Source organism: Marinomonas sp. SBI8L (assembly GCF_001624705.1).
In the GTDB taxonomy this organism is placed as follows: domain Bacteria; phylum Pseudomonadota; class Gammaproteobacteria; order Pseudomonadales; family Marinomonadaceae; genus Marinomonas.
On the sequence record NZ_JSEO01000003.1, the window covers coordinates 313195 to 326918 of the forward strand.

10 protein-coding genes are annotated in these 13724 nt (G+C 42.3%); 6 read left to right on the forward strand and 4 right to left on the reverse strand.

Going from position 1 to position 13724, the window contains the following annotated elements; translation table 11 throughout:
• Positions 1-357: 357 nt before the first annotated feature.
• Positions 358-2880, reverse strand: a complete 2523-nt coding sequence (locus OA91_RS05545; protein WP_063336663.1) for an immune inhibitor A domain-containing protein — start codon at positions 2878-2880, stop codon at positions 358-360.
• Positions 2881-2952: 72 nt separating this feature from the next.
• The gene (locus OA91_RS05550) at positions 2953-3318 is read right to left on the reverse strand and encodes a hypothetical protein (RefSeq protein WP_157203760.1); all 366 of its coding nucleotides are present in this window, start codon (positions 3316-3318) and stop codon (positions 2953-2955) included.
• A gap of 500 nt (positions 3319-3818) precedes the next feature.
• On the opposite strand from OA91_RS05550, the gene OA91_RS05555 reads away from it, so the two are divergent.
• The 6 genes from OA91_RS05555 to OA91_RS05580 all read left to right on the forward strand — a co-directional run bounded on the left by OA91_RS05555 (position 3819) and on the right by OA91_RS05580 (position 11382).
• Positions 3819-4775 (forward strand): LysR family transcriptional regulator, encoded by a 957-nt coding sequence (locus OA91_RS05555; protein ID WP_052702254.1) that lies wholly within the window; start codon positions 3819-3821, stop codon positions 4773-4775.
• A gap of 224 nt (positions 4776-4999) precedes the next feature.
• Positions 5000-6430, forward strand: a complete 1431-nt coding sequence (eat, locus tag OA91_RS05560; protein WP_063336665.1) for an ethanolamine permease — start codon at positions 5000-5002, stop codon at positions 6428-6430.
• A 202-nt stretch (positions 6431-6632) separates the two neighbouring features.
• The gene (locus OA91_RS05565; RefSeq protein ID WP_063336666.1) at positions 6633-8006 is read left to right on the forward strand and encodes a glutamine synthetase family protein; all 1374 of its coding nucleotides are present in this window, start codon (positions 6633-6635) and stop codon (positions 8004-8006) included.
• A 62-nt stretch (positions 8007-8068) separates the two neighbouring features.
• Entirely contained in the window at positions 8069-9457 is a 1389-nt protein-coding gene (locus OA91_RS05570) for an aldehyde dehydrogenase family protein (RefSeq protein WP_063336667.1), read from the forward strand.
• 12 nt (positions 9458-9469) lie between these two features.
• A complete protein-coding gene (locus tag OA91_RS05575; protein ID WP_063336668.1) occupies positions 9470-10636 on the forward strand; it encodes an iron-containing alcohol dehydrogenase in 1167 nt (388 codons plus the stop codon).
• Between the two features lie 35 nt (positions 10637-10671).
• On the forward strand, positions 10672-11382 hold the full coding sequence (locus OA91_RS05580; protein ID WP_063336669.1) for a glutamine amidotransferase-related protein: 711 nt from the start codon (positions 10672-10674) through the stop codon (positions 11380-11382).
• Between the two features lie 134 nt (positions 11383-11516).
• Here the strand turns inward: OA91_RS05580 and OA91_RS05585 are convergent, their stop codons facing one another.
• Both OA91_RS05585 and OA91_RS05590 read right to left on the reverse strand, forming a co-directional pair.
• Positions 11517-12578: a M48 family metallopeptidase gene (locus OA91_RS05585; RefSeq protein WP_063336670.1), complete on the reverse strand. Its 1062-nt coding sequence runs from the start codon at positions 12576-12578 to the stop codon at positions 11517-11519.
• 27 nt (positions 12579-12605) lie between these two features.
• On the reverse strand, positions 12606-13637 hold the full coding sequence (locus tag OA91_RS05590; protein WP_063336671.1) for a YjgN family protein: 1032 nt from the start codon (positions 13635-13637) through the stop codon (positions 12606-12608).
• Positions 13638-13724: the final 87 nt, after the last annotated feature.

Here is a 13724-nt window from a genome sequence, read left to right on the forward strand (position 1 = left end):
TGTTCTAGGTTATTTTCCGTTATATGAGATAATTGTCGTTTTTATCTTTTTCGAAAATAAACCTATGTAGGACAACAAGTTGTCGTTTTTAAGCAAATAAAATCTAAGAAGGTGAAAATTAAGCTAAAGAAGTGAACCTGGCTTTTTAAAGAAGAGGAATTTTTGTTAATAAGGTAAATGCAAGGTAAATATATTAAGGATATTTCGTCATGTTAGTGTCTTATGTCTGATTTTTTATTTATTTAGTGTTTTGATTATGAGAGATATTACTTATCTGAAAGCGGCATTATTTATATAAAAAAACCATGTACCTAGGTACATGGTTTTTATTTATCAGGATAAACTTAACTGTGAAAGTTATAGGTTAAGTGTGATTTCCTTAGTTGTTACTGCGCCATCGTCGTCAGTGACAGTCAGGGTGATGATTTTCTCGCCTTTAGTTGGGAAAACGTGAAGAACAAAACGTCCTTTTTTCACCTTACCGTTTGGTAGAGTCCAAGTCGTAGAGACGATTTTGCCGTCTTCATCAGAGCTCTTAGACTTCAGCATTACTAGACGGCCCAAGTGTTTCACTTTCGCTTTAGCAACAGGTGCGATATTGTCAGGTTCAGTTGGCTCTTCACCCTTAACATTTAGACGAATAATGGCATATTCGTTATTGCCTTCTTGCTCAACAATCTCAACAGACAAGCCTTTCTCTGTTAATAAGCGGCCAGAATCTGGTGCTTGAGGAGAGCTGTAGTCTTGATCATCTGAGAAGTAGTGGTTGCCCTCAAGATTGCTATCAATCAATTGGTTCCCATCACTTGCTGTTAGAGTGAAAGGTGTTTGTGTCTGCAAAGAGAAAGTCGCATCACGCATTTGATAACGGGTTTGCGCAATCGCATTATCGTTCGCCCAAAGTAGCGCATTTTGGTCTGCATCAACGACACCTAACCAACCTTCGCCAGGGTGATTGCCAACCCAGTTGTCAGAACTTGATAGGTCAACATACCAAACCAATAAGCCTGGTTGGAAGTCCATGATTTGATCCATACGCTTGATGTTAGCTAGACCTTCATCAACGCTGTTATGACTACGCCATTGTAGTAGGTAGTAATGTTCTGCCGTGTGGAAACCTTGGTTAATGTTATAGCCGTTATAGCTAAATACATTGTCAGTTTCAGCGTCAGAGATTGGCTCAATAGTGCCATCTGCTACAAACTGAAGGTTATCAAGGTAGAAACCTTCTTCTGTCAAACCGCCGTCAGTGACATACTCAAAGCTTAATGTGATGTCTTGACCTGCCCAAGCAGTAACATCAAATTCAGCATCAACCCAGCCATCGGAAGAGCCAGATAGGGCAGGTACTAAACCTGTTCCATAAGGGTCATCCATGGTTGTGATGTTACCGGCAATGGCCTCACCGTTAATTAAGACACGAGCAAAGTCGTAATCCTTCTCGATTGTGAACCAAGCTTTAAATTGAAGGTGAACCTTACCAGCCGTTGGCACAGTCAAATTTGCAGACATTGAAGAGTTTAGATCATCACCCTTATTTGAGTAATAATGGTTTTCACCTTCAAATGGGGCCACACCGTCAACTTGTTTAAGCGGCAAATCAACGCGGACCAAGTTATCTTTACTGTTATCCGTGGTTTGGTGCAGGGTCACAAGTGTTGGGTTATCAGTTAGCTCTTCTAGAGTGAATCTTTGATCATTGATCCAGTTACCACCCATGTATTCTTGCAAGTAAACTTTCGCCCAAGCACTGAATGCACTAGGTTGAGTGCCACCAATTTTACCTGCCCAGCTACCTGATGACATGATAGACCAATAAGATACTGGTTCACCTTGTCCTGTGTATTGAGTGTCATATTCATCTGGTAAGCCAAGGTCATGGCCATATTCGTGAGTACATACACCAGCCGCGGCATCGATAGGCTGCATTGTATAATCGTAAGCAACATATTCGCCGTTAAAACGATCAAGGCCACTTGATGTACCAGATAGGGCGTGAACATTACCTAAGTTGTATCTGTGAGACCAAATTGCATCGTCACCTAAGACACCACCACCGGCTTCTTCACCTACTGACGCATGGAAAACCATAAGGTGATCAATCATGCCATCAGGTTCACGGTAATTGCCGTCCCCATCATAATCGTATCTGTCTTCGATATCGAAATCTGCAAGGTTAATATTTGGATCTTTCGCTAGCTGATCAAGTGCTTCACGAACCAAACCCTGTGCATTTATATCATTGTCTGTAGTTGCAGAGTTGCCACCATAAGTTGCAGCTTTTTCACTCGCACGATACCAGCCATATACAGCACCATCGACAGAATAGGTTTCACCTGATTCGTCTTCATAGTACTGACGCATAGAAATAAGATTTTCATCATTCGGCCCTGTGTAGCCTGCAGGTGAGAACAGTAGGTCTTGATAATGATCTGTGCCGTAAGTGTCATAAAGCATTTCCGTATGCTCAGATGTCAAACCATTATCGTCCCAAGGTAGATCAGGGAAGTCGATGAGTAGTGCTAGCACTTTATCCGTGCGCATTTCTGGCTCAGTTAAAGCGGCACTTCTTAGTTGTTTATGACCACGGTTTTTGCCAATGGCTTTCAATACACGAGAGCGTTGCTCAAGCATTTTTTTATCTGGATTGTGGCTATCGATTTGGCCACCTTTACGCTTACGTTCTAGTAGCGCTTGTACTGCTGCACGGCGTTCTTCGACGCTAGCATCAGCACTCAATTCGCCTTTTTTGATAAGCATTTGAGCAAGTTTGTCTTCATTGGCGATGGCCAAATCGGCAACAGGTTGTGCTTGTGTCGGCATGCTAGATAATGCCACCGCCACAGAGGCTGCAATTAGGGTTGTTTTAACCGGAATCATTCGTTAGTCCTTTAGCTAAAATTGGCGTTTTTATTTGCAAAAAACGCCAGCTTGTTTACTGGAATCAGAAACTTAATTGAGTTTTTTGGGACTAACTTGTTCAGGCACTGGCTGACAAGCTGTTTTTGCTTGCGTGTCAGGGGCAGTTTTAGCAGGTTTGTTATGTGCTTTCTTTTGCATTTTCTTTTGTAGATAGTTCTGCAATGCTTGTTGCTGCTCAGATGGGCTTAATTCAGCACAAATGATACCTCTATCTATTAATGATTTGAGCAATCTTTCATCATTAATACTACTAGCGAAAAGTGAAAAAGATGGCTGTAGTAAGGCAACACAGACAAGCGTATAAAAAACATTTTTTTTAAACGTTTGATTCAAATGGCTTTTTGTTAAAGCCTTGAATAAGAAATCACCCATAACGAAACCTAACAAGTTGTTCACAATAAACTCCGCTCTATTACAGTTTTTCACGAGGACTTCGTCAATAAAGTGTAAGCCAGTGTACTATTTATAGACGCATGATATGGCTATAAAACACCCTTTATTTGATCTTGAACGACCGGACAAGATAAGAGATTGTTTTTTAAAAAGCGAATTTTTTTAGCTCCCTTCTTGTTAGGGCTCATCTTTTGGGCTAATGGATACCGTTTTTAAAGACTCGCTAGATAAAGTCAATAAAACGCAAAAAAGTGATCTAAAAAGACTAACAAAATCGCTTTTACGCGGTCTAAGTGCATTTACTATAACTTATTAATTATAGCTTTAATAATCCATGATTATGTCTCTGTCTAATTATTGAACAAAATATTATAGATTTATTTGGCTATTAAAAACCGTATTTCATTTCGCTTTTTGAGTTTCAAATGAGGTGCCCATTTCTAAGCTTGCGAGTCTGTTTTTGTACAGGCATGATGTTGGCAGACTTATGAAGGAGTGGGTGAGTGGATATTAATTTAGGGTTTGATTTAAAAGCACTTTCTGTCTTTGTATTAGTAGCGGAAACTGGCAATATGTCGCACGCTGCAGAGCGCCTTGGCACCACTCAATCATCCATTTCACAAACCTTATCCAGTCTAGAAGCGAACCTTAAAACTCAGCTTATTGATCGCAGTGTTAGACCTTTGGTGATCACCTCTGCAGGTCGTTATTTCTACGATAGGGCCTCTTATTTATTAAAAGAAGCGGCTCAGACTAGCCGTGATATCAAGCAAGAAAATTATGAGCAACTAAGGCAAGTGAATATTGCTATTGTTGATTCTCTTGTGACAGCCGTGGGTGGTCCTATTCTAGATGCAGTAAAGCATAGAACCAGAGAGTGGAGTATTAAAACGGGTTCTTCTCATATGCATGCCCATGGGCTCTTATCTCACCAGCTAGATATCATCTTATCTGACGATGCGTTAGAAGATCACCCAGATCTATGCCGCTTTCCAATTTTGCGTGAACCCTTCATCATTGCCTTGCCTAATGACTATAAGGTGAAGCAACTTGACCTAAATAGCTTGTGTCGAGATTTAGACTTTGTGCGCTATTCAGAACATTCTTTAATCGGCCAAACAATAGAAAGGTATTTAAGACGTATTCAATTAGAACCCGCTATGCGTCTCCAACTTGATAATTCCTATGCCATTGCCTCTATGGTATCAGCAGGTGCTGGCTGGACCATTACTAGCCCATTATGCCTGTTCCAATCTGGTATTAAGATGCATCAGGTTCAATGTTTACCATTGCCAGGAGAAAGCTTTGTTAGAGCTTTAACCTTGGTGGCAAGAAACAACGAACTACTTGACTTACCTAAGACGATTGCTAAGGACAGTCGCGCTATTTTAAAAGAGAAATTTCTACAGGAAGTAGGGGCACATTTGCCTTGGTTAGAAGGCCAAATTGTGATTGATTAAGTTTCCAATTGGAAACTTTTTCTCTGTTAGTAATTGTTTTTTAAAGAAATATTCCGACACTATTAAATTTTTTAATAGTACGTTTTTATTTCAAATGATGGTGTTTGCAGCCACTAAAAATAATCTCTTACTATCGAAAGGTATTCAGTTTTCAGCGCTGAATCGCTATTTGAAAATCAGAACAATCGCTTTATCCCGACAATAATTAGTAAAGGAATAGCAAGATGTCAGACAGTAATAGCGCAATGGGCTACGATTCAGTAGCCCAAGAATATCTTCAAAAAAGGCAACTCAAGCAAGGGGCCGCAGGATGGATTTTACTTGCGGGTCTTGGGGTGTCTTATGTTATCTCAGGTGACTTTGCCGGCTGGAACTTTGGTCTAGCGCAAGGGGGTTTTGGTGGCATGCTCATCGCCACTGTCATAATGGGGATCATGTATACCTGCATGGTTTTGTCATTAGCAGAGCTTTCATCGTCATTGCCTACTGCGGGCGGTGGTTATAGCTATGCCAGACGTGCATTAGGTCGTACAGGTGGCTTTTTAACCGGCACCGCCATACTACTTGAATACGCTATCGCACCGGCTGCGATCGCTGTTTTTATCGGTGGTTATTGTAATGAGTTATTTGGCTGGGATGGAGCAAGTGTCTATGCCGCCTTTTATGTGATTTTTATTGGTATTCATCTATTTGGTGCTGGTGAAGCGCTAAAGATTATGTTGGTTATCACTTCTATCGCTGCATTGGCCATTATTGCTTTTATTCTAGGCATGATTCCACACTTTGAAGTCGCCAACCTGATGGATATTTCTGTTGATGCCAGTGCCGTTGGTGCCAGTGCATTCTTACCTCAAGGTTATATTGGTATTTGGGCTGCCATTCCTTTTGCTATGTGGCTTTTCTTAGCGGTTGAAGGTGTGCCATTAGCAGCAGAAGAAGCAACAGATCCAGGCAAAGATCTACCTAGAGGTATTATCACCGCTATGGTAATTCTGTTGGTGTTCGGTGGTTTAGTCTTAGTTTTAGCCCCAGGTGGTTCTAGTGCGGAGTTGATGAAAGACCATGCAGCACCATTAGTTGGCGCGCTTCAGGCTGTTTATGGTGAAAACTCCATGGTAGCGACCTTTGTTAACCTAGTGGGCCTCGCTGGTTTGATTGCTAGCTTCTTCTCTATCATTTATGCCTATTCTCGTCAGGTGTTTGCCTTGTCTCGCGCTGGCTACTTACCACGCTTCTTGTCTTTGACTGGCAAGCGCAAGGTGCCAACCTTAGCGCTAATTATTCCTGGCATCTTAGGTTTCTTACTCTCTTTAACAGGTGAGGGTGATTTGATGATCACTATGGCCGTATTTGGTGCCACCTTGTCTTATGCCTTAATGACCTTGTCTCACATTATCTTGCGAGTAAAAGAGCCTGATCTTGAACGTCCTTATAAAACGCCGGGTGGTGTGTTCACTTCAGGGATCGCCTGCGTATTAGCGGTTATTGCCTTTATTTCAACCTTCCTAGTTAGCCGTGAAGCGGCGATGTGGTCGGCTGTTTTCTACGGCATCATGGTGGCTTACTTCTTCTTGTATAGCCGTCATCATCTTGTAGCACAGGCGCCAGAAGAAGAGTTTGAAGCGATTGCAAATGCGGAAAAAGAGCTGAGTTAAGCGTTCAAAACCTAACAAATAAAGCGATTTTAATAAAAATATAAGCTAAATCAGAAATATAAGGATGTAAAAAGAGTACTGGTTAAGAGAGCTTAGGATGAGTTCTTTTAACTCTTGAAAGAAGTTAAATGCGTCGCTCGCCCTCCAGTTTTGGTGAGCTGACACTTCATAAAAAGAATATTTCGAACAAGAGTACGACATTATGTTAAATGCAAAAGATGTGAAAACAATTGAAGATGCCAAGCGCATCGTCGATGAACGTAATTTGAGCCATGTGAAAGTCGGTTTATTTGATATCGATGGCATCATGCGCGGCAAGTACATGAGCAAGGAGAAGTTCTTTTCTTCATTGGACAGTGGTTTTGCATTTTGTGATGTTGTACTGGGCTGGGATTCAAAAGACCAGCTTTATGATAATGGTAAGGTAACAGGCTGGGAGACAGGTTATCCAGATGCCCCAGTGCGTATTTTACCTCATACCTGTCGCGACATTGTGGATGAGCCGGGCCAGCTTATCTTTATTTCTGAATTTGTTGAAGAGGCTGAAAAGGTGTGTCCACGAGGCACCCTGCGTAAGGTCATTGAAAAGGGTAAAGCCATGGGCTTTGATGCTTTTGCCGCCCTAGAGTATGAATTTTTTATGTTTGATGAGACCCCAGATTCCATTCGAGAAAAGGGCTTTCGTAACCTAAAACCTATCACACCAGACTTCTTTGGTTATTCCGTCATTCGCAACTCAGTACATTCTGAGTTGTACCAGCAAATTATGGGGATGGGGGAGTTAATGGATTTCCCTATCGAAGGTCTGCACACAGAAACGGGTCCGGGTGTATTAGAAGCGGCACTTGCTGTAGATGATGCGACCAAAGCGGCAGACAAAGCGGCGCTCTTTAAAACCTTTATGAAGGTGCTGGCGCAGCGTAATAACATGATGGCGACCTTTATGGCTAAGTGGTCCGGAGAATACCCAGGACAAAGTGGCCATATTCATCTCTCTCTGACAAATAGCTCAGATGGTAGTTCAGCTTTTTACGATGCCAATAACAAACACAATATTAGTAAGATTCAGCGTCACTTTATCGCAGGCCAGCAGCGCCTTATGCCAGAACTACTTGCGATGTTTGCGCCAACCGTCAACAGCTATAGTCGCTTGATTCCGGGCTTTTGGGCGCCGACTGATGCTACTTGGGGGGTAGAAAACAGAACTACGGCACTAAGAGTTATCCCAGGCTCTCCTAAATCTCAAAGGGTGGAATATCGTTTAGGTTCGGCTGATGCTAACCCTTACCTTGCACTAGCAGCCGCCTTAGGTGCTGGCCTATATGGCATAGAGCATGAACTAGAGCCAGAAGCGCAAGTCAAAGGTAACTCCTACGAACAAACCCATTCGCCAGAATTAGCACTACCTCGTACCCTTTGGGAATCTGCGCAAAGGCTGAAACACTCAGCCGCGGCTAAAGATTTATTCGGCGAAACTTTTGTTGAGCATTTTGCCGCTACCCGAGAATGGGAAGAGCGAGAGTTCCGCCGCCATATTACCGATTGGGAAATGGAGCGTTACTTCGAAATTATTTAGTCAGCTTAAGATGCATATATTTTGAGTTAAGAGCATAACCGCTTTAAATACAGGAAATTAGAATGACAAACATGATCAAAACCATCTCACCGATTAATGGTGAGGTTTATGTAGAGCGTCCACTCGCTTCAGTGAATGAAATAGACGATGTCTTAATCAAGGCTAAATTAGCTCAGCAAGCTTGGTCAGCAAAGAGCGTGGCTGAGCGTGCAAAAATCTGTACTGCGGCTGTTGATGCGTTTGTGGCGAACAAAGACGTGATAGCTAAAGAGCTAACTTGGCAAATGGGCCGTCCTATCCGTTACAGCCAAGGGGAAGTGGGTGGTTATGAAGAGCGTGCCCGTTACATGATAGGCGCAGCAGAAGAGGCGCTAGCGCCGTTACAGCTTGAAGAGAAAGCAGGGTTTACCCGTTACATTAAACGTGAAGCTCTGGGTGTCGTGTTTGTGGTTGCCCCTTGGAACTTCCCTTTTATGACGGCAATTAATGCGGTTATGCCGGCATTAATGGCAGGTAATGCTGTGCTACTTAAGCATTCAGCGCAAACGCCTTTGTGTGCTGAGCGTATGGTTGAATCCTTTGAGAAAGCAGGTCTACCAGCGGGCGTATTCCAATATCTACACCTTTCCCATGCGGATACTGAAAATATTATTGCCTCAGATAAGGTGGATTATGTTGCCTTTACTGGCTCTGTGGCGGGTGGTGAAATGGTGGAGAAAGCCGCTGCTGGTACCTTTAAAGGCACAGGTCTTGAGCTAGGGGGGAAAGACCCAGCTTATGTGCGCTCTGATGCCAATATTGATCAAGCGGTGGATACTGCCATTGATGGTGCTTTCTTTAACTCAGGCCAGTCATGTTGTGGTATCGAGCGTATTTATGTGCACGAGTCTGTCTATGATGAGTTCGTTGAAAAGGCTGTGGCATTGGTAAATGGCTATGTACTTGGTCGCTCTGATGATGAAAGCACAACCTTAGGTCCTGTGGTTAAAGCAAGCTCTGCCGACTTTATTCAAGGCCAGATTGATGAAGCTGTAGCACAAGGTGCGGTGGCACATATTGATAGCAAAACTTTTGCCATGGCAGAAAAAGGCACGCCTTATTTAGCGCCACAAGTACTGACCAATGTGGATCATTCTATGCGTATTATGCAAGAAGAGTCCTTTGGCCCTGTGGTAGGTATCCAAAAAGTGACCGATGACGAAGCGGCGATCTCGTTAATGAATGACAGTGAGTTTGGTTTAACTGCCAGTGTGTTTACCACAGATGTAGAAGCCGGTATTGCAGTGGGTGAACGTCTTGAAACAGGGACTTTCTTTATCAACCGTTGTGACTACCTAGACCCTGCGCTAGCTTGGACTGGGGTGAAAAACTCAGGTAAGGGCTGCACCTTATCGTCTTTAGGGTATGACTATCTTACTCGTCCAAAATCTTTCCACATCAAACTGCCTTAGTCGGAGCTTTTTATGACATATTCTCAATACACAATGAACTGGAATTATCCGACAGCGGTTCGCGCTGGTGTTGGCCGTATTAGCGAACTAGCTGATGCTTGCCAATCCTTAGGAATGAAAGCCCCACTTCTAGTAACAGACCCAGGCCTTGCGAGTTTGCCTATGGTGACAGATGCTATTGCAGCCTGTGTTGAAGCGGGTTTAGATTGTCGCTTGTTCAGCAATATCAAAGGCAACCCGACGGGTGAAAACGTCAATGATGGTGTAGTCGCTTTTCGTGAAGGTAAGCATGACGGTGTGATTGCATTTGGTGGCGGCTCTGGCCTTGATGCTGCCAAAGCCATTGCCTTTATGTCTGGTCAAACCGCTGATCTATGGTCTTTTGAAGATGTGGGTGATAACTGGAGTAAAGCGATTGAATCAGGTATCGCACCGATTGTTGCTGTTCCAACAACCTCAGGTACAGGTTCAGAAGTAGGACGCGCTTCTGTGATTACTGATGATGCTAACCATGTGAAGAAGATCATCTTCCATCCAAAAATGTTGCCAGAAGTAGTGATCTTGGACCCAGTATTAACCCAAGGTCTACCAGCCAAAATTACCGCCGCAACAGGTATGGATGCTTTATCTCACAACTTAGAAGCTTACTGCTCTCCATTTTATCACCCAATGGCAGAAGGGATTGCGATCGAAGGTATTCGTTTGGTGAAGGAGTACCTACCTCAAGCGGTTGCTAATGGGGATAACCTAGATGCCAGAATGCAGATGCTTGTGTCATCTTCTATGGGAGCGACCGCCTTTCAGCGAGGCTTGGGTGGCATGCACGCTTTAGCTCATCCTTTAGGGGCTTTATATGATGCTCACCATGGTTTATTGAATGCCATCTTGATGCCTTATGTTCTTAAAGCGAACCAAGACGTTATTGCAGAAAAATTGTCTCGTTTAGCCCTTTATATTGGTCTAGAAGGCAGCTTTGATGCCTTCTTACAATGGGTATTAGATCTACGTGAACAATTAGGTATTCCGCACACACTAGCGGCAATTGGCATAGATGAAGAAAAAGCCGAGCTAGTAGGGCGAATGGCCACAGAAGATCCTTCTGCTGGTGGTAACCCGATTAGCTTTACTGATGCTCAATACAGCCAATTATTTAAAAATGCGGTTCAAGGTGTGCTATAGCACCTTGTAAGCTGCAGCCATAAAGGATGCTTTAGATGAAGATTGGATTATTACAATGTGATTCCGTGATTGATGCGCTACAAGGCAAGCATGGCAATTATCCAGCTATGTTCAGCGAACTGTTTGCTCAGCTTGATAGTCGTATTGAATTAACGGTTTTCAACGTAATTGAAGGTGAGTATCCAGAAGATATTGATGCTTTTGATGGGTATGTCACCACAGGTAGCCGCTTTGGTGCCGAAGACGACTTACCTTGGATTACGGATCTGATTAGCTTTGTAAAAACGCTCTACCAAGCTAATAAAAAGCTAGTGGGTATTTGCTTTGGTCACCAAATCATTGCCAAAGCCCTAGGTGGTCAGGTGGTGAAATCGGATAAAGGTTGGGGTGTTGGGGTTTCTGTTAATAAAGTGCTGGAGAAGAGCCAAAATGAGGCTTGGATGCAACCTGCTAAAGCAGAAATGAAACTGATAGTGAGCCATCAGGACCAAGTGGTACAGCTGCCAAAGGATAGCAAGGTACTTGCTGCAAGTGACTTTTGTCCAGCGTACATGTATCGCGTGGGTGATTGCTTCTTATGTGTACAAGGCCACCCTGAGTTTTCAAAATCCTATTCCAATGACCTAATGGAGTCCCGTCGAGATCGCATCCCTCATGATGTGATAGAGGAAGGGCAGTCTTCATTAGAACAAGACGTGGACGATATCTTGATGACCCAATGGATAGTAAACTTCTTGAAAGCTTAAGCCCTTGACGTTTTAAAGTAAGTGCATAAAAAAGCCCGAACAGCTTTATTGGTTCGGGCTTTTTTGTGTTGATCATTTATCAAGAGCATCTATTCGGAGTATTCATCTAAAGGTAAGTGAATAAAGAAGAATGCTTAATGAGCTTCTTTATAATCCAAAATAGTTTGGATTCGCTCTTCAGGTGCTGGGTGAGTTGAAAGGTAATGTTCTAAACCTGATAAGGCCCCAGCTTCTTCGTCGCTATTCATTCTATTTACTTGAGTTAAACGGCCCATAATCAAGGCAAAGTTTTCTACATTAATATTTGCAAGTGTAAGCTGTTCTAACGCAAATTGGTCAGCTTCACGTTCAAAGTCGCGTGAATAGGTAAGATCAGTTAATAGGGTTGGTAGGCCGGTGATGATATCAAGCGTATCAAGGTCACCTGTGACTAATAAAATAAAAGCGGTTAATAGGGAGGCCTGAATCGCACGGCGTAAAATATGTTTGTGTTTTAAGTGGCCAATTTCATGAAATAAGACAGCAATGATCTCGTCATCGTTCTTGGTTAATTCAATAAACTCGTCAGTAAATACGATAGTACCACCGGGTAAAGCAAAGGCGTTTGCGCCAAAGCCAGAGCGAAACTCTATTTTGATATTTAAATTGTCGAAGTCCTGATAATAGGGCTTCATTAAATACCTAAGCTTGTTTTGTTCTTCTTGTGATAATTCACTCGGTTCTAAAAAGCTATTATCTAATACTGTGAGGCTTTGATCGAACTTAGCTTCAATGACTTCTGGTAAGCTTTGGGCAATAACACTTGTTAATTTAGGAATGCCATAAACAAGGCCAACATAAGATAAGGAAATTAAAGCGAAAGTCGCAATCAGTATGGTGCTTAAATTGGATTCAAGCCTGTGTAAAAAGGAGCCTTTATGACGTTTTGGCGAAAGGGTATTAGCAAGTGCATCGACACCTTCATTATCATAACTAATAAAGAGTTGATCGTTTTCTAAGGTGATTTCACGAGCTGTATTAGCAACACGAGACTCGATTTGAATCGAGTCCGCATCAAACATAATGAGTTCGTGACCAATGTGCTCTGCACTCGGGCCATAAAGGTATAGCTTGATACCTCTATGGCTGTTGAGTTCTAAACTAGCTTCATGGCGTTTTGATGATTTACCATCAAGGTAGTAACCCTTAATTCTCATTTATGGCTCTTCTCTAGGGCTAAAAATCTAAACACCGAAGTCAAATGCTTGACCCATTTCTTCTCCTAAAGCGCCAACTTCTTGAGCGGGTGCTGCTCTAAAGTTTTCAAGGGAACCATTTACTTCTAGCGATACATTTTGTGCTAGGTATTTAATCATGCGAATTTTTGCAGCAGGAAGGTAAAGGCCTAAAGTCACAATCGTTAAAAGTACATTAATTAGAATCACTTTAAATAAACCAGGCATGGTGAAGTTAGCATTAAAATTATGCTCATCAATATGTAGATTTCTATAAAAGATGTTATTTACCGTTACGATAAAAAAGATAATAAGGAATAGATAAGCGGGTAGAACTATCACAGGTAGGAAGGCTGCAAAAGCAGGTACTGCACTAATAATTCCGAAACCAATTAAACCTAAAACAAGCATGATAGCAGCGGCTACTAATGCAGGCTTACCATAATCCCAAGCTTTGGCGCTAAATTGAAATTGGGTTTTACCGTAAGAAGAGTTGTTTACAAGATAAGCATTAATTTCTTTAAAAGCTTTTGGATATAAAATACCCATGGTGAATATACCCAGCAGCGGCCATAAAATTAAAGCTTTTACTGCTTGCCAATAAGTTGCGCTGAAGCGAAATTGAATATTGTTATAAGAGGTCATACGACGATCAAATACTAAAGACTGGTTAACAAAGTAAGGAATCGCAATGAATAGTGCTATACCCAATATTGCACCTACAGTAGGCATAAACTGCAAGGCAGTCATGTAAATGATCAAGGCGGCAATCGCAATGATACGCCCTTTTAGTATCTGCATTGGGGTCGCAAGATAGCGGAAGTGAGTATTGTTTAAATACAGATTTGCATGTAAATAGCGGTTGTTTCTAACCGTTGCCCAAGCCGAATAAATACCGAAAGTTAATACAGTGAGTAACGCGTTGACTACCCATAATTTGAAATATTCAAAACCCTGACCTCTAAACTCAAAGGGTAAAATATTTTTAGTTTGTGAGTCGTTAATAGGCGTGACGACTTCAGCTGTGACTGATTCAGACATCTAAGCTTTCCTTACTTATGTGATCCATTTTGGGGGTATTTAATATAAGCCTAATATAGTGCCTTATATTGAGCATTTTTCATATCC

Coding starts and splice junctions, on each gene's coding strand:
- OA91_RS05545 (WP_063336663.1), bottom strand. CDS start 2,880: ATGATTCCGGTTAAAACAACCCTAATTGCAGCCTCTGTGGCGGTGGCA.
- OA91_RS05590 (WP_063336671.1), bottom strand. CDS start 13,637: ATGTCTGAATCAGTCACAGCTGAAGTCGTCACGCCTATTAACGACTCA.
- OA91_RS05565 (WP_063336666.1), top strand. CDS start 6,633: ATGTTAAATGCAAAAGATGTGAAAACAATTGAAGATGCCAAGCGCATC.
- OA91_RS05575 (WP_063336668.1), top strand. CDS start 9,470: ATGACATATTCTCAATACACAATGAACTGGAATTATCCGACAGCGGTT.
- OA91_RS05580 (WP_063336669.1), top strand. CDS start 10,672: ATGAAGATTGGATTATTACAATGTGATTCCGTGATTGATGCGCTACAA.
- OA91_RS05585 (WP_063336670.1), bottom strand. CDS start 12,578: ATGAGAATTAAGGGTTACTACCTTGATGGTAAATCATCAAAACGCCAT.
- eat (WP_063336665.1), top strand. CDS start 5,000: ATGTCAGACAGTAATAGCGCAATGGGCTACGATTCAGTAGCCCAAGAA.
- OA91_RS05570 (WP_063336667.1), top strand. CDS start 8,069: ATGACAAACATGATCAAAACCATCTCACCGATTAATGGTGAGGTTTAT.